The 16,629-nt window shown below is 65.7% G+C and carries 11 protein-coding genes; 8 read left to right on the top strand and 3 right to left on the bottom strand.

What is annotated here, in order from left to right; translation table 11 throughout:
* Window positions 1–100 precede the first annotated feature (100 nt).
* The 3 genes from SO180_RS15735 (at window position 101) to SO180_RS15725 (ending at window position 5,025) form a co-directional block, all read left to right on the top strand.
* Entirely contained in the window at window positions 101–775 is a 675-nt protein-coding gene (locus tag SO180_RS15735; RefSeq protein ID WP_449379750.1) for an OmpA family protein, read from the top strand.
* 156 nt (window positions 776–931) lie between these two features.
* Window positions 932–1,861, top strand: a complete 930-nt coding sequence (locus tag SO180_RS15730; protein ID WP_449379749.1) for an efflux RND transporter periplasmic adaptor subunit — start codon at window positions 932–934, stop codon at window positions 1,859–1,861.
* The gene (locus tag SO180_RS15725; RefSeq protein ID WP_449379748.1) at window positions 1,861–5,025 is read left to right on the top strand and encodes an efflux RND transporter permease subunit; all 3,165 of its coding nucleotides are present in this window, start codon (window positions 1,861–1,863) and stop codon (window positions 5,023–5,025) included. The genes SO180_RS15730 and SO180_RS15725 overlap by 1 nt, the downstream gene beginning before the upstream one ends.
* A gap of 13 nt (window positions 5,026–5,038) precedes the next feature.
* Here the strand turns inward: SO180_RS15725 and SO180_RS15720 are convergent, their stop codons facing one another.
* Window positions 5,039–5,713 carry a Crp/Fnr family transcriptional regulator gene (locus SO180_RS15720; protein ID WP_449379747.1) on the bottom strand — a complete coding sequence of 225 codons (675 nt, stop codon included), beginning with the start codon at window positions 5,711–5,713 and terminating at the stop codon, window positions 5,039–5,041.
* A 275-nt stretch (window positions 5,714–5,988) separates the two neighbouring features.
* Here SO180_RS15720 and SO180_RS15715 point away from each other — a divergent pair, with 275 nt between their 5' ends.
* The 4 genes from SO180_RS15715 (at window position 5,989) to SO180_RS15700 (ending at window position 13,507) form a co-directional block, all read left to right on the top strand.
* Window positions 5,989–8,034 carry an AsmA family protein gene (locus tag SO180_RS15715; protein WP_449379746.1) on the top strand — a complete coding sequence of 682 codons (2,046 nt, stop codon included), beginning with the start codon at window positions 5,989–5,991 and terminating at the stop codon, window positions 8,032–8,034.
* Window positions 8,035–8,254: 220 nt separating this feature from the next.
* Complete coding sequence (locus tag SO180_RS15710; RefSeq protein ID WP_449379745.1) at window positions 8,255–10,702, top strand: adenylate/guanylate cyclase domain-containing protein; 2,448 nt, start codon at window positions 8,255–8,257, stop codon at window positions 10,700–10,702.
* 331 nt (window positions 10,703–11,033) lie between these two features.
* Window positions 11,034–11,291, top strand: a complete 258-nt coding sequence (locus SO180_RS15705; protein ID WP_449379744.1) for a hypothetical protein — start codon at window positions 11,034–11,036, stop codon at window positions 11,289–11,291.
* Window positions 11,282–13,507 carry a beta strand repeat-containing protein gene (locus tag SO180_RS15700; protein WP_449379743.1) on the top strand — a complete coding sequence of 742 codons (2,226 nt, stop codon included), beginning with the start codon at window positions 11,282–11,284 and terminating at the stop codon, window positions 13,505–13,507. The genes SO180_RS15705 and SO180_RS15700 overlap by 10 nt, the downstream gene beginning before the upstream one ends.
* Before the next feature lie 66 nt (window positions 13,508–13,573).
* On the opposite strand, the gene SO180_RS15695 is transcribed toward SO180_RS15700, so the two are convergent.
* Window positions 13,574–14,830, bottom strand: a complete 1,257-nt coding sequence (locus tag SO180_RS15695) for a Spy/CpxP family protein refolding chaperone (protein WP_449379742.1) — start codon at window positions 14,828–14,830, stop codon at window positions 13,574–13,576.
* Window positions 14,831–14,956: 126 nt separating this feature from the next.
* A complete protein-coding gene (locus SO180_RS15690; protein WP_449379741.1) occupies window positions 14,957–15,928 on the bottom strand; it encodes a LysM peptidoglycan-binding domain-containing protein in 972 nt (323 codons plus the stop codon).
* Window positions 15,929–16,223: 295 nt separating this feature from the next.
* Here SO180_RS15690 and SO180_RS15685 point away from each other — a divergent pair, with 295 nt between their 5' ends.
* Window positions 16,224–16,580 carry a hypothetical protein gene (locus SO180_RS15685; RefSeq protein ID WP_449379740.1) on the top strand — a complete coding sequence of 119 codons (357 nt, stop codon included), beginning with the start codon at window positions 16,224–16,226 and terminating at the stop codon, window positions 16,578–16,580.
* Window positions 16,581–16,629 lie beyond the last annotated feature (49 nt).

Here is a 16,629-nt window from a genome sequence, read left to right as displayed (position 1 = left end):
GCGGCCTCGAACCCCCGAGAGCCCCGCGGAGACCAAGGGAAGGATGCCGCAAGGGCTCTTCCGGGCTCGTTGCAGGAATTTTTTGCAGGAGGGACTGGCAATGAGATTGGCTGCAAAGGGTGTGACCGCGATCCTCTCGATCCTCACGATCGGCGCCGCACTGACGCTGCCGCTATCGAGCGCATTCGCTGGCGACGACAAGGACACCAATAACAACGTCACCGAGGACCAGATCGTCCGGGCGCTGGCGCCGCCGAAGAAGCCCCTGACCCGTGGCCTCTCGATCGGACCGCAAACCACCGATCCAGCGCCGAGCGCCGCCGAGACCAAATTGCTCCAGAGCGTGCGGGGCCGCGCCACGCGCTCGCTCTCAGTGGCCGAACGCGAGGAAATCGCAACCGCCGCCAAGGACAAGCCGAATATCGATCTCGAGATCACCTTCGACTACAACTCAGCCAACATCAGTGCCAAGTCGATGCCATCCGTGCAGGCGCTCGGCCGCGCGCTGACCAATCCCGACCTCAAGGGCTCGACCTTCGTCGTCGCCGGCCACACCGACGCCGCCGGCGGCGAGGCCTATAACCAGGACCTGTCGGAGCGCCGCGCGGACGCGATCAAGCGCTACCTCATCGACAAGTACAGCATTTCCGCAGGTGATCTCGTCACCGTCGGCTATGGCAAGAGCAAGCTGAAGGATCCGAGCCAGCCGATGGCGGAGGTCAATCGCCGGGTGCAGGTCGTCAATATGGAAAACAAGACTACTGCGGCCAAATAACCCCGACACGTTGTGCAAGTGACCGGTCGTGTGGTGTAAGTTCGTGCGTCCGACGCGCGTCCCGCAGCCTTGCGGGACGCAGCTTCGTTTCGGGGAAACTCTTTCAGTGGCAGGCCGCGAGCCGGCGACAGCGAGCCAGGCCAGGATGATCCGGCGATGAACATCACCGAATATATCAAGCCCGCGGGAACCGCGGCGTTCATCGTTGTGCTCGGCGTCGGCTATTACTGGTTCGAGAACCGCCATCGCCCGGAGGTGAAGGAAACACCCGGAGACGCCGTCGTGGTCGTGACGAAATCGACCAATGCCTGCTTTTCCGATCTGGTGCGCGTGACCGGCTTTTTCGTGCCGCGCCGCGAGGCCGTGGTGACCGTCGACCAGGAAGGGTCGCGCGTCACCGACCTCTTCGTCGCCGAAGGCGCCACGGTCACTGAGAACCAGGAACTGGCGCGATTGAGCCCGCCCCCGCAGATGCCAGGACAGCCGGCACGGCCGGGACCGCAAGGACCGATCTCGCTCAAGGCGCCTGCCGCGGGCCTCGTCACCGAAGTCCGCACCGTCGTCGGTGCCCCGGCCTCGCCGCAGGCGGGTCCGATGTTCCGCATTGCCGTGGGCGGTGAGATCGAGCTCGATGCGCAGGTGCCGGCCGTGCATATGACCAAGCTCAATCCCGGCGCCACGGTGCGGATCAGCAGGGACGATGCTCCCGACCTGATCGGGCGCGTCCGGCTGGTCTCACCCGAGATCGACCGCGCCACGCAGCTCGGCCACGTCCGGATCAGCGTTGCCAACAATCCGTCACTGAGGGTCGGCATGTTCGCCCGCGCCTCCATCGACGCCAAGCGGAGCTGCGGCGTTGCGGTTCCCAAAACCGCCATTGACCATCTCACCGTCCAGGTGGTCAAAGGGAACACGGTCGAGACGCGACGGGTGCGGGTCGGGCTGACGTCCGACACCGCAACGGAAATCCTGGAAGGTCTCGACGTCGGCGAAATCGTCGTGGCCGACGCCGGCTCTTCGCTCCATGACGGCGACCAGATCAAGACCGTCTTCGCCGATGAACTCGATCGATCGCGAGTACGCTGATGGCTCTCAATATCTCGGCATGGTCGATCCGCAATCCGCTGCCGTCGGTCGTCTTCTCCATCATTCTCCTGATCCTGGGCTGGGTGTCCTTCACCAAGCTCGCGGTGACGCGATTGCCTTCGGCCGACATCCCCGTGATCTCGGTCGCGGTGTCGCAATTCGGCGCAGCTCCCGCCGAGCTTGAATCCCAGGTCACGAAGACGGTTGAAGACGCGGTCTCCGGCGTCGAGGGCGTGCGACACATCACTTCGCAGATCACCGACGGCCTGTCGGTGACCACGATCCAGTTCGCGCTCGAAACCAACACCGACCGCGCGCTGAACGACGTCAAGGACGCGGTCACGCGGGTGCGCTCCAACCTGCCGCAGAACGTCACCGAGCCCTTGATCCAGCGCGTCGACGTCATCGGCCTGCCGATCGTCACCTATGCCGCGATCTCGCCCGGCAAGACACCAGAACAGCTCTCCTATTTCGTCGACGACGTGGTCAAACGCGCGCTGCAGGGCGTGCGCGGCGTCGCCCAGGTCGAGCGCATCGGCGGTGTCGAGCGCGAGATTCTGGTCTCGCTCGATCCCGACCGGTTACAGGCCATGGGGCTGACGGCCGTCAATGTCAGCCAGAGCCTGCGCGGCACCAATGTCGACGTCGCCGGTGGCCGCGCCGAGATCGGCAAGAACGACCAGGCGATCCGGACACTGGCCGGCGCCAAGACGCTGAGCGATCTGGCCGGCACCATGATCCCGCTGTTCGGCGGCGGCGAGGTCCGGCTCGACGATCTCGGCACCGTCACCGACACCATCGCCGACCGCCGCACCTTCGCCCGCTTCAACGGCGAGCCGGTCGTCGCCCTCGGCATCAAGCGCTCCAAGGGCGCCAGCGACGTGGTGGTGGCCGCCGCCGTGCAGAAGCGCATCGATGCGCTCAAGATCGCCTATCCCGACGTCGACCTGAAATTGATCGACACCTCGGTCGAATATACCAAGGGCAATTACGAGGCGGCGATCTCGACCCTGTTCGAGGGTGCGATCCTTGCCGTCATCATCGTGCTGCTGTTCCTGCGCGACCTGCGCGCCACCATCATCGCCGCGATCTCGCTGCCGCTGTCGATCTTCCCGGCCTTCTGGGCGATGGACCTGCTCGGCTTCTCGCTCAACCTCGTCAGCTTCCTCGCCATCACGCTGTCGACCGGTATTCTGGTCGACGACGCCATCGTCGAGATCGAGAACATCGTGCGGCACATGAACATGGGCAAGTCGCCCTACCGTGCCGCGCTGGAAGCTGCCGACGAGATCGGGCTCGCGGTCATCGCGATCTCGTTGACGATCATCGCGATCTTTGCCCCCGCGAGCTTCATGTCCGGCATCGCCGGGCAGTTCTTCAAGCAGTTCGGCATCACCGTCTCGGTACAGGTGTTCTTCTCGCTGCTTGCCGCGCGCTTCGTCACCCCGATGCTGGCCGCCTATTTCCTCAAGCATCACAATCACCAGGAGCCGCCACCCGGCCGCGTGCTGCGCACCTACCACAAGATCGTGGCATGGTCGGTGAAGCACTATTTCATCACCGTGCTGATCGGCTTCGGCATTTTCGCTGCCTCGATCTGGAGCATCACGCTGTTGCCGCAGGGCTTCCTGCCGGCGCAGGACAGCGCACGATCGCTGCTTGCGATCGAGCTGCCGCCGGGCACCCAGCTCTCCTATACCGAGAAGGTCACCGAGGACATCGTCGCGCGCCTGCGCCAGCGGCCCGAGGTCAAGAGCATATTCGTCGACGGCGGCCGAGTCCCGCCGGGCACGCAGGAGGTCCGGCGCGCCTCCCTGATTATCAACTATACACCGAAGCGCGACCGCAAGATCACCCAGCGCGAGCTGGAATCCTCGATCAGCCAGGAGCTCGAGAGCATCCCCGACATCCGCTTCTGGTTCCTCGACGAGAACGGCCTGCGCGCAATCTCGCTGGTCGTCACCGGCGTCGACGCCAACATCGTCAACAACGTCGCGAGCGAGCTTGCGACGCAGATGAAGCGGATCCCGACCATCTCCGACGTGATCTCGGAAACCGCGCTCGAACGGCCCGAGCTGCGTATCGAGCCCCGCGCCGAGCTTGCGGCGCGGCTCGGCGTCTCGACCGAAATCCTGTCGCAGACCATCCGCGTCGCGACCATCGGCGACGTCGGACCTGCGCTCGCGAAGTTCGACGTCGGCGACCGGCTGGTGCCGATCCGCGTTCAGCTCGAAGATGCCGCGCGTGGCAATCTGAAAACGCTCGAACAGTTGCGGGTGCCGCTCGGCGAGCATGGCGAGAAGGGCGGCGTGCCACTCTCGGTCATCGCCGACGTCAAGCTCGACCAGGGTCCGACCACCATCAACCGCTATGACCGGGAACGCCAGGCGACCGTCGCCGCCGACCTCGTCGGCCACGCCGCCCTCGGCGATGCCACCAAGAAGATCTACGAGCTGCCGGTGATGAAGAGCCTGCCGAAGGGCGTGAGGGTCAGCCCGTCCGGCGACGCCGAAAGCCTGAACGAGCTGTCGGATGGCTTTGCCACCGCGATCACCGCCGGCCTGTTGATGGTCTACGCCGTGCTGGTGCTGCTGTTCGGCACCTTCCTGCAGCCGATCACCATCTTGTTCTCGCTGCCGCTGTCGATCGGCGGCGCGATCGCGGCGCTGCTCGTGACCGGCAAGCAACTGACCACGCCGGTGTGGATCGGGATTTTGATGCTGATGGGCATCGTGACCAAGAACGCGATCATGCTGGTCGAATTCGCGATCGAAGCGATCCACGCGGGCAAGCCGCGCGACGAAGCCATGATCGACGCCGGCATGAAGCGCGCCCGCCCGATCGTGATGACCACGATCGCAATGGTCGCCGGCATGATGCCGAGCGCGCTCGCGGTCGGCGCCGGCGGCGAGTTCCGCTCGCCGATGGCGCTCGCGGTGATCGGCGGCCTGATCTTCTCGACCGTGCTGTCGCTGGTCTTCGTGCCCGCGATGTTCATGGTGATGGACGACATCGGCGCGCTGATCTGGCGCTTCGGCAAGCGACTGATCGTGCACAGCGCCGATACGGACGCCGACGAGCACCATGCTGCGCCGACGGCTGCGGCTGCGCCTACTCAAGCGACGCCGGTGCCGAAGAGCATTGTGCATCCGGCCGCGGAGTAGGTGTTACCTACCCCTATTCATTCCGCGCGATCGACGTCAGCTTGGGCATGTTCTTGAGCAGGATCCGACCGCGCTGCAGGTCGAGGATCGCTTCCTTGCGCCAGGCCTGGAGCTGACGGTTGACGCTTTCGCGGGCGGCGCCGACGAAGATGCCGAGCTGCTCCTGCGAAATATGCACCTCCGAGCCGAAATCGGCGGCGAGCGCGCAGAGCCTGCGGGCAAGCCGCACCGGCAGAGGCTGGAGCATGGATTCTTCCATGCGCTCGCTCTGCCAGCGGATGCGCTGGCAGAGCAGCATGATGATCTTGATCGCGACCTTCGGCTCGCGCTCCAGGAAGGTGAGGAAGTCCTCGCGCCGCAGCACGAACAACTCGCTGGCCTCGCCCGCGGTTGCATCCGCGGTGCGGTCCTGGCCGTCGAGCACGGCGACCTCGCCGAACAGGTCTCCCGGTCCCATGAAATTCAGCGTCAGCCGACTGCCGTCGGAGGCACCGGTTTCGATCCGGACCTGGCCGCGGCGGACGCCGAACAGCGCATCGCCGGGGTCGCCCTTCTGGAACAGCACTTCGCCATTCGCCAGATGCTGGGTGTGGCAGAGATTGGACAAGCGCTGAAGTTCGTCCGCACCGAGGTCGGCGAACATCGCATTCATTTTCAGAATGACCGCAAATTCGGCCTGTTTGCTCATTGCAATTCCCTTTTTCAGATTTCTTGGTAGTCCCCCTGGCAAATCCCCCTCGGCAATCCCTTGGCAAACCCTTGGCAATTCCCTTGGAACCATCAACATCAGATTTCGCGGAAAACCCGCGGAGGGAAGTGTGTCATAAGTCACATAACTTTGCAGCACCCCCTGTTTATTTTTGGCAGCTTGGAGCGGTTTCCCCTCCCGGGATAGACTGACGGGCAACGGACGGGTTATCGGCCCGGCCGGGTTCGACGCCGCTATCCGTTTGGAAAGTCGACATGAGAGCAGTGAAATTCGCCGGCGCTGCGGTCGCCGCCGTCATCATCGTCATCGCGCTTCTACTGGTGATCGGGGTCCCCTCCGGATTCCTGACCTCGGCGATTACCTCGCGGGTGGAAAGCGCGACCGGCTACCGCCTGACGATCGCCGGCAACACGAAGGTCAGCCTGTGGCCGACGCTGAACGTGACGCTGAGCGACCTCACGCTCCAGGATCCGAAGGACCGCACCGGCATCAACCGCCTCACCGTCGATAGCGTTCAGGCCGACATGTCGCTGGCGAGCGTGTGGTCGGGCCATCCGAGGATCGGCGATCTCCTCGTCACCCATCCCGTACTCTACCAGCCGCTGCTGCGCGAGCGCATGCCGAACGCGGCCGCGGCATCGAAGCCGGCGGTGCCGCTGGCCGCCGGTGACGTCAGCATCGATCGCATCAAGGTCACCGACGGTGAAGTGGCGTTCTCGGTCGCGCGCGACCGTGTCGAGAGCCGGCTCAGCGCGATCAATGCGGACGCGACCGTGAATGCCGATCGCAAGGTCAACTTCAAGGGCACGGCGCGGGCTGGCGATCACGGGATCAAGTTCGACATCAAGGCCGTGGTGCCCACGGCGCCGGTCGAGCGGCAGACGATTCCGCTCGACTTCGCCGTCGACGCGCCGAGCCTGCTGCAATCGCAGCTCGGCGGCCACGCCGAGGCGCGGCTGAACGGCTCAATCGTGATGATCAACGGCATCACCGGCACGCTCGGCGATGGCGCGTTCAACGGCTGGGCCTCGGTCGACATCGCCAGCAAACCGCTGCTCAAGCTCGATCTCGACTTCCAGCGGCTCGACATTCCCCTGTCGAAATCCGCCGACGGTGCCGCCGGTCAACCCTGGAGCGATGCGCCGATCAGCGTCTCCGGACTCAACTATGTCGACGCGCAGATGAGGGTCTCGGCGACCGAGGCCAATATCGGCGAAGCACGTTTTGCGCCTCTCGCGGTTGATGCAAAGCTCGCCGGCGGCGTGCTGAAGGCCGGCACGACCGATCTCGGCGCCTATGGCGGCCAGGTCTCCGGCGAGGTGATTTTGGATGCGACCGGCGGTGCGCCGAACTTTGCCATGCATTCCGACCTCGTCGGCGTGCGCGCATTGCCGCTGCTCAAGGGGCTCGCCGATTTCGACCGGCTCGACGGCAAGCTGCAGGCAAAGATCGCGGTGCGCTCCGCAGGCACCAGCCAGCGCGCGCTGATGGCGAACATGCAGGGCACGGTGTTCGCCAACTTCCAGGACGGCGCCATCCGCGGCATCAATGTCGCGCAGATGATCCGATCGCTAACCACGTCCACCTTGTCCGGCTGGCAGGACAGCCAGGAGCAGAGCACGGATCTGACGCAGCTCTCTGCCTCCTTCCGCATCGACAAGGGCCAGGCGGTGACGACCGATCTCAACCTGATCGGCCCGCTGGTGCGCGTGACCGGCGCCGGCACGATCGCGCTCGACACCAAGATGATGGGTTTTCGCGTCGAACCGAAACTGGTGATGACCACCGAGGGCCAGGGCCGCACCTCCGATCCCGTCGGCTTCGGCATTCCCGTGATGATCGAGGGCTCCTGGTCGCAGCCGAAAATCTATCCGGACATGGCGGGCGTGCTCGACAATCCGGAGGCGGCCTACGCAAAGCTGCGCGAAATGGGCAAGGGCCTGTTTGGTCCCGATGGCGCCGGACTCGGCAACATCCTGGGCAGCTTCGGTCTCGGCGGCACTGCGCCAAGCGGAAACAATGCCGGCAATGCCAATCCTCAAGGCCAGCCGTCGCAAAACAATCCGCTCGGCGGCGCGCTGGGCGAGGCGATCGGCAATCTGATCCAGCAGGGCCTGTCCGGCGCCGCCCCCGGGACCAGCACCGGCCGCAGCCGCGGCCTGCCCGGAACGCCGGCGCATCCGGCGCCGCAAGCCTCGCCGACGCCGCCGGCCCAGAACACCCCGCCCGACAATCCGCCCGCCGAGCAGCAAGACAGCCAGCCGATGAATGACGTGCTGCGTCAGTTGTTTAACCGGTAGTTTTTGCAACAGCGGGTGTTCCTTTGGGCAGCCTTTGCCGGGGTACTGCCCTCCCCCGCAACGGGGGGCGGGAACGGAAAGAGCTGGGTTGCAGCGACAATTAATCTCCTGTTCGGCCAGCGCCTTATCCCATATCCGGCAGGCTTGGGCGGCTGTGCAGGCGGAACTGTGCTAGAACGGCCGGCAGCCCCTGCATCGGCCGTGGCGCGTGAGGATCTGGATGGCGGGAGCGAAAGACAAGACCTGGTTTTTCCGCGAGGGCCTGTTCGCCAAATATGTCGCGTCCCTCGTCGGCCTCGTCGTGTTCGTGCTCGCGGTCAATGGCGCGATGGAGACCTGGATCTCTTATCGCGCCACCAGGACAAGTCTGACCGACGGCCTCGAGGAGAAGGCGCAGGCCGTCTCCAAGCGCATCGAGCAATCGATGTTCGATCTCGAGCGCCAGATCAGCTGGGTGACGCGCGCCTCGCAGGACACCATCGAGAAACGCCGCGCCGACTATGTCCAGCTCCTGAACCAGGTTTCGGCCGTGAGCAGGCTCACCCAACTCGACGGCGAGGGCCAGGTGGTGCAGCGCGTGTCGCGCGCCGCGGTCTCCAGCGGCAGCAGCACGGACTACGCGCGCGACATGCGCTTCACCGACGCCGTCGCCCGCGGCACCAGTTACGCACCGGCTCATTTCGTCGACCAGGAGCCGTTCATGTCGATCTCGGTCGCTCATTCCGGCTTCAAGCCCGGCGTCACGCTCGCCGAGGTCGACCTCGGCTTCATCGCCGACTTCCTGTCCGACGCCCAGGTCGGCAAGGTTGCGTTTGCCTATGTGGTCGATCCGCATGGCAGGGTGCTGGCGACATCGTCGAAGGGGCCCGAAGTCGCCGCCGACCTTTCGAAGCTGCCACAGGTCGCAGCCGCGATCGCCTCCGATCGCGACGGTGCGTCCTCCGGCACCGACTTCAACGGCCACGCGGTGCTGACGGCCACAAGCGAAGTGCCAAAGCTCGGCTGGACGGTGCTGTTCGAGCAGCCGACTGCGCAGGCGCTGACGCCGATCCGCGACCAGCTGGTGCGGGTCGCGCTCCTGATCGGCATGGGCCTGCTGGTCGCGATCCTTGCCGGCACGCTGCTGGCGCGGCGCATGCTCATCCCGATCACCGCGCTCAGCGCCGGCGCGCATCGGCTTGGCGAGGGCGATTTCAGCCACCGCATCGACGTGCGCACCTCCGACGAGCTGGAGGGACTGGCAAATCAGTTCAACAGCATGGCGAACCAGATCCAGGAGACCTATTCGAGCCTGGAAACCAAAGTTGAAGAGCGCACGCGCGACCTCGCACAGTCGATCAACGAGCTCAAAGTGCTGGAAGAGGTCGGCCGCGCCGTCGCCTCCTCGCTCGATCTCGATGCCGTGCTGCCGACGATCGCAGCGCGCGCGCTCGAGATCACCCAGGCCGATGCGGTCTTGATCTACGGTTACGATGCCGAGAAACACCAGTTCAACCTGGTCGAGGCCAATGGCATCGACAAGTCGGCCGACGGCGCGCACGTCACCATCGACGAGGGCGCGAGCCTGCTCAGCGATGCCGCAAGGAGCGGCGAGCCGATCGCGCTTCCCGATCTCGATGAGGCGACCGGGCAGCCATTGCGCGACGTCGCCGTCAACGCCGGCTTCCATTCCGTGCTCGTGGTGCCATTGGTCGACCAGCAGGGCACGCTCGGCTCGCTGGTGGTCTTGCGTCGCGCGAGCGGCGAGTTCGCAAGCAGCCTCACCGGATTGATGCGCACCTTCGCGCACCAGGCGGAGCTGGCGATGCGCAATGCGCGCCTCTTCACCGAGGTCGACCACAAGGGCCGCGAGCTTGCGGCTGCCCATGAGACGGTGCAGCAGCAAGCTGCGAAGCTTCAGGAGCAGACCGAGCAGCTGCGCAACTGGAACCGCTCGCTGGAGGAGCGCGTCGAGAAGCAGCTCGGCGAGATCGGCCGCATCAAGCGCCTCGAACGCTTCCTCGCCCCGCAGGTCGCGCAGCTCATCGCCTCCTCGGACGGCCACGATGCGCTGCTCGACAGCCACCGCCGCGAGGTCACCGTCGTATTCTGCGATCTGCGCGGCTTCACTTCATTCACCGAAGCGACCGAGCCGGAAGAGGCGATGAACGTGCTGCGGGAATACCACGCAGCGCTCGGCGAATTGATCCATCGCTACGAGGGCACGCTCGACCGCTTCGCCGGCGACGGCGTGATGATCCTGTTCAACGCACCGATTCAATTCGCCGACCACACCAAGCGCGCGGTGAAGATGGCGGTCGAGATGCGCGATGCGGTCGGCAAGCTGACCGAGAAATGGAAGAACCGCGGCCATTCGCTCGGCTTCGGCGTCGGCGTCGCGCTCGGCTATGCCACGCTCGGCCAGATCGGCTTCGAGCAGCGACTGGAATATGCCGCGATCGGCAGCGTCACCAACCTCGCCTCGCGCCTGTGCGACGAGGCCAAGGCCGGCCAGATCGTGGTCGCGCGGCGCGTCTACGGCATCGTCGAGCCATGGGTCGAAGCCCGCCCGCTCGACGATCTCCAGCTCAAGGGTTTCAATCACCCCGTGCTCGCAATGGAGATCCTGAGCTGGCGCGAGGAAGTCGACAATGTCGTGGATGCGTCGGCGGCGCGGCGGAGGATGTGAGCTATTGCGGCTCCCTCGGCCGTGAGGAGCGCCAGATCGTCTCCAGGGTCGTCCTGGCGAAGGCCAGGACGACGACTAGATACCTTGAAGCTGCCGGACGACTATCGCGTCCATGGCGAGGACATCGTCGCGGTGTCGTGCGGAGACGCAGCCGGGCATTCTTCCCTGGCGCCCGCCGGCGTCCGGGCAAATCAATTCGTGTCGGAAGTCCACAGCCGGCTGATCAATCGTCATCCCGTCGTCATGCACTCCCGCTACGGCTCGCGGCCGCAACCAACATCATGCGCTGACGCCGTCCGGCGTCGATTTTTCCGGGACACAGGGAGGGATCATGGCTTCGTTCACCGTGGCGAGCGGCGTGACAGACACGAAAGCGAAAACCGTCGGCAATGGCGACATCGGCACGATTGCCGCCGGCGGCACGCTATCCGACACCACCGACATCACCTGGACCGGCGGCACGACCGAAATCGACAATTTCGGAATCATCAGCGCAACGACCCGGGGCATCGACACCGGCAAGAATTCGCTCACCGGGGCAGCAGCCTCACCTTCAACAATGCGAGCGGCGCCGAGCTCGTGTCGCTAACCAATGACGGCATTCGCATCAACACCGATATCGCTCCCGCCGCCGACGGCCATGCGGGATCAGTCACCGTCAACAATTCCGGCGTCATCGTCTCCGGCAGCTACAGCGGCGGCACGATCAGCGGCACCGCCAGCGGCCAGGCGCTCGATTTCGACAATCTCAAATCCGCGATCGTCACCATCAACAATTACGCCGGGGGACTGATCGGCGCAGCCGACGCCGACGCCATCCGGCCCGGCGCGCACGCCACGATCAACAATTGGGGCGCGATCGTCGCGCAGAACGGCGCCGGCGACAGCGGCAACGACGGCATCGATTTCCAGTCGAATGCGGGCGGCGGCATCGTCAACAACTTTGCTGGCGGTACCATCGACGGCGCCCGCCACGGCATCACGGGCGAGCAGCCGATCACCGTCTACAACGAGGGCACGATCACCGGGCATCTCGGTAGCGGCATCAACATGGACACGCCGAGCCTCTCGATGACGTACGTGACCAATCACGGCACGATCGTCGGCACCGGCGGCTATCTCGGCGGCGATCCGTCGCAGGCCGTGGACGGCGACGGTATCGACGTGGACGGCCTTTTGACGCTCGACAATTTCGGCACCATCCAGGCGACCGGCGTGCATGTCGTCGAGTCGGACGGAACGGTCGATCTCCAGGAGGCCGTCACCATCGGCGGCGGCACGATCATCAATGAGATCGGCGGCGTCATCACCAGCTTCGAGCGCGCGATCACCGTCAACGACAGCGACGGCGCCGGCGGACCCAACGGCAGCAACGGCAGCAACGGCGGCAATGGCTGGGCGCCCACGACGATCCAGAATTGGGGCCTCATCCACGGCGGGAATGGCGAAGCGATCTCCATCACGGACACGTTCGCCGATACCATCACCAATCACGGCACGATCGAGGGCAGTGTCGCGCTTGGCGGCGGCGACGATGTGCTCAATGACTACACGGGGTCGACCTTCACCGCGACGATCGACGGTGGCGACGGCACCGATACGTTCAACCTGCTCGGCACGGGCTCCGGCACGCTGGCGCATGCGGTGAACTTCGAGGTGCTCGACGTACAAGGCGGCAACTGGTCCGTCACCGACGCGGAAAGCTTCTCGTCCGGCATCACGGTGGCGCATGGCGCGGAACTTGCGGTCGCCGACGGCGGCTCGCTGACGGGCAACGTCACCGACAACGGCAAATTCGCCGTCGAGCATTCGGACCTGTTCCAGTTCAACGCCGTGATCTCCGGCGGCGGCGCCTTCGACCAGGCCGGTGCCGGCACCACCGTGCTCACGCAAACGAACAGCTACAGCGGCGGCACCACGCTGCATGCCGGCACGCTGGAGCTCGCGGCGCTGGATGCCGCGGGCACCGGCGCGATCACCTTCGAGGACGGCGCGCAGACGCTGAAGATCGACCAGGCAGCGCTCCGCCACGGCCATCTCGACAATACGATCGAAGGCTTTGCCGTCGGCGATACCATCGATCTTGCCGGCATCGGCAAGGCGACGCATGCGACGCTATCGGCCGACAATGTGCTCACCATCACCGGCGGCAACGCGGGGACGATCACACTCCAGCTCGACGCACATGCCTATGCGTCGGGGCTGAATTTCCAGCTCGCCTCCGACGGCAACGGGGGCACCAACGTCACCGTCGTTTCGGACAATCTGGTCGAGGGAACGGATGGCAACAATCTGCTCGTCGCACGACTGTTCAGCCCGGTCGGCAGCTTCCTCGACGGCAAGGGCGGCAATGACGTCCTTATCGGCGGACAGCACTCCGACGTGCTCAATGGCGGCGGCGGCAACGATCTGCTCTATGGCGGCCGGGGCGCGGACCAGTTCCGCTTCAACGGCACCGACCAGACGGCTGGCCAGCACGCCACCGACGCGGTGTTCGACCTGAACTTTAGCAAGGGCGACAGCCTCGTGCTCTACGACTACGAGGCCGGCACATTCGCCTCGACTGGCACGCACCCCGCAACCGTGCTCGACACCGGCGAGGGCGCTGGATCCGGCGCGGTGGTGAACTCGATGGCGGCGCTGGTCGACCTCGTCAAGGATTCCGCCGATGTTTCCGCCCATCGCGGCGGCGCCAACGACCTCGTGCTCGATATCAGCCAGAGCAATGGCAGTCATGAGACGATCGTGCTCGATCATCAATGGCAGGCCTACGCGCTGGCCTCGGGCGGGCACTTCTTCAGCTGAGCAAGAGAGCTGTGATACGGAGAGCGCTTGCGCGCTCTCCGCGGCTTTTGCGCGCGCAGCATCCGATCACACCCCGCGCTTCAGCCCCATCGCCTCGAACTGCGTCTTCTGCTCGTCGGAGAGGCCCCACTCGAAATCGTCGAGCGCGTCGCCCACGGTCTTCACCGCCTCGAGCATGGCATCCAGCCGCGCCCTCACCGCCTTGAGGCGGGCTTGCGGGGTGTGCAGGTTCTGCGGCGCACAGGGAGATAGGGCTTCCATGGTGCCCATGGTGGTGTCTTGCAGCACCTCCAGCGCGGCGCGCTTGGTATCGTCGAGCCGCAGCGCGGCCCCGATATCGTCGGCCGGCCATTGCTGCTTCGCGAGCTGCTCGTACTGGCGCTGGGCCTGCTCGTCGCTCATGGGCTCGCTGGGCGCCCTGCAGGCTGCAGCCTGCATCTCCTTGCGCTTGGTCTCGGCGGCGTTCCCGCGGCCCTCCTTGCCGAGCGCGTTGAGGCGCGACTTCTGCTCGTCGTCGAGCAGGCCGTAGAATTTTTCAAGCTGCGGCGCGACCGCATCCACCGCGTTGATCATTGCCTCGAGGCGGCGCTGCATCAGCGCGAAGCGATCGCGTGCATTGGCGGCCGCCTCGGTCGGGCAGGCGGCGCGGATAGTCGCGCCTGCCGAGGCCCAACCACTTGCGAGCTCGTCGAGGCCGGCGCGCTGGACCTCGTTCGGCTGCACCGTGCGCAGGATCGCATCGATCGGAAGGCCCACGGCATCGCCGGTGTCGCAGAGCTGTTGGAGCTCGGGGACCCTGCGGTGACGGCGGCCAGGCGCCGTGTAGGCGGCGAGCTCGGTTGGGGCGTAGGGCGCGAAGATTGCGGCATAGATATCGCCGTAGCCATAGGCCCACAGCGCGGTGCCGTCGCCGCGCATCGTGAAATCGGTGATGTCGTCATCAGCAAACGGCCAGAACAGGGGGCCGACCCAGCCATAGGTCCCATCGCCGTGCTGCCACCAGCCTTGCCCGGCGCGGCCACCGCGCCAGCCTGCGAGTGCAGCAACCGCCGTGAGCTGGGCGCGAACGGTAGGGCGCACGGCGTCCGCGGCGGGGCGGAGGTCCTGCGGGCGCAGCGCGGCCATCCGGGCACGATTGTGCCGCGCGGCCATGCGCATGTGGCGAATTCCGGCGACACCCAGCATCCGCCCCATCGCAAAACGCGCGACGCCGAGAGGACCGCCGACCCGCAGGCCGAAGCCGGCCTCGGCGACGCCAGGCAGCAGCGCGAGAATGATCAGCGCGATGCCGGCCACCGCGAGTCCAAGGCGGGATTTCGACATGATGGTCACCTTGGCTCCCTCCTTCGCGCCAAGCCGCATCTCGTCATAACGTCAATGACGCGCGTTGGAACAGAAAGTTCCCACGCTCAGGCAACCCACCTTAGGATTTGCGGGATCGAGAACCCCTCACCTTGCCTTGCGCGGCAAGACGAATGTCTGGCCGGGATAGATCCGGTCCGGGTTGTGGATCTTGTCGCGGTTGGCGTTGTAGATCAGGGCGTAGCTGAGGCCATCGCCGTAGGCGCGGCGGCTGATCTGCCAGAGGCTGTCGCCCCGGATGACGATGCGGTTGGAGCTAGTCGAACCCGTCGTCTCCACCTTGGAGCGCAACGGACCCTTCTCGGCGGACGGCGCGGCGGCGAGTGCCAAAGTGGATTGCGCGGTGCTCGGCGCGGCGGCCGGTGAGGCTGCCGCGCTGGCCTCCTTCACAGGAGCTTCGCCGGTGGGCGTGTCCTTCGCAACCTTGGCGACATCGGTACGCGCTTGTGCGGCGCGCGGTGGCTGCGCCATCGCGTTCAGCGTCACGGGAACGTCGGTTCTCGATTTCGTCACGCTGCCGTCCGGCGCCGTCGATTGCAGGCTGAGCTTGTAGCTGCCCGGCGGCAGCTTTGGCGGGGTCATCACGAACAGGCCGGACGCATCGGCAACTGCGGAGGCATGGCTCTCGCCATCGCGCAGCAGCTCGACGCGTGCGCCCGGCGCGGCGCGGCCGGCGATCACCGCCTCGCCGTCATCATCGACGCGAGCGACATCGAAACGCGGCCCGGTCTCCTCGCTAGCAGCCGGCGGCGGAGCGGTCGGCGCCGGCAGATCGGCGAGCGCGGACTGCGCTTTGCCGAGCGCGGTGGCGACGTCATTGCTGGGCGCCGCTGACGGTGCGACGGACGGCGCGCTCGGCGGCAGGAATGTCGGCGCCGCGAGCGCCGCCCCGGCTTCCGGCTTGGATTCGACCTGGGCCTTGCCGTCGGCGACCTTGACCTCGGCCCCGCCGCGCAACGCCTGCCACAGCCCGCCGGTGCCGACAGCGATCGCGGTACCGCCGGCCGCAACCAGCAGGAACGAGCAAACGGCAATTGTCGCCCTCGATGCGATCACCATGAATCCCAAAGCCCCTTAAGCCCTTCACGACAAATCACGGGCGCAAACCTGCGCTCAATTCGCTCCCGCATCAAGTCGACAAAATGGACGATCGGCAATCGGTCACAGATTCTGACCGATAGGGCCGCAATGATGCGCGTTCCCAAATAGGATCAAACCTTCGACCCGTGGGTTGTCGCAATCGCTGATGCGAAACAGTCCGGCCGGGGGGTGTCAGCTGAAAATGCATCACGTGCGCACCGGGCCTTCGGGGCCGGACGTTTTGTTTTGCGTGCGAAACCCAAGAGGCGAAAGGATGTCTGTCGGCTATCGGTTACCCCCTCTCGTTGTGGCGCTTGCCGTGATCGGCGCCCCCGTACAAGGCCGCGACGACGGCCGGTTTGCGAATTCCCCCCTCAAAGGCTGGTTCGAAAGCCTGCACAGCAAAGGCGGCGGCCCGTGCTGCGCGGACGCCGACGGCACCGCGGTAGCCGATGCCGACTGGGACACCCGGGACGGCCATTACCGCGTTCGTCTCGAAGGTATGTGGGTGGAGGTGCCCGACGACACCGTGATCACCGAGCCGAACCGCGCCGGTCGCACCATGGTCTGGCCGTATTACGTCAACGGCCGCACGCTGATACGCTGCTTCATGCCCGGCAGCATGACGTGATGCGCTGCTGAACCGGGACCTCGCTTTGCCGTTCGGTGTGGTCCCCGGA

The sequence above is a fragment of the Bradyrhizobium sp. UFLA05-112 genome (assembly GCF_053572325.1).
Note: the sequence above shows the minus strand (reverse complement) of the source record. Positions and strands in the feature narration are given on the sequence as shown.

What these genes read in the sequence shown, in the direction of transcription:
- SO180_RS15735 (WP_449379750.1), top strand. Translation starts at nt 101, where the DNA reads ATGAGATTGGCTGCAAAGGGTGTGACCGCGATCCTCTCGATCCTCACG.
- SO180_RS15730 (WP_449379749.1), top strand. Translation starts at nt 932, where the DNA reads ATGAACATCACCGAATATATCAAGCCCGCGGGAACCGCGGCGTTCATC.
- SO180_RS15725 (WP_449379748.1), top strand. Translation starts at nt 1,861, where the DNA reads ATGGCTCTCAATATCTCGGCATGGTCGATCCGCAATCCGCTGCCGTCG.
- SO180_RS15720 (WP_449379747.1), bottom strand. Translation starts at nt 5,713, where the DNA reads ATGAGCAAACAGGCCGAATTTGCGGTCATTCTGAAAATGAATGCGATG.
- SO180_RS15715 (WP_449379746.1), top strand. Translation starts at nt 5,989, where the DNA reads ATGAGAGCAGTGAAATTCGCCGGCGCTGCGGTCGCCGCCGTCATCATC.
- SO180_RS15710 (WP_449379745.1), top strand. Translation starts at nt 8,255, where the DNA reads ATGGCGGGAGCGAAAGACAAGACCTGGTTTTTCCGCGAGGGCCTGTTC.
- SO180_RS15705 (WP_449379744.1), top strand. Translation starts at nt 11,034, where the DNA reads ATGGCTTCGTTCACCGTGGCGAGCGGCGTGACAGACACGAAAGCGAAA.
- SO180_RS15695 (WP_449379742.1), bottom strand. Translation starts at nt 14,830, where the DNA reads ATGTCGAAATCCCGCCTTGGACTCGCGGTGGCCGGCATCGCGCTGATC.
- SO180_RS15690 (WP_449379741.1), bottom strand. Translation starts at nt 15,928, where the DNA reads ATGGTGATCGCATCGAGGGCGACAATTGCCGTTTGCTCGTTCCTGCTG.
- SO180_RS15685 (WP_449379740.1), top strand. Translation starts at nt 16,224, where the DNA reads ATGTCTGTCGGCTATCGGTTACCCCCTCTCGTTGTGGCGCTTGCCGTG.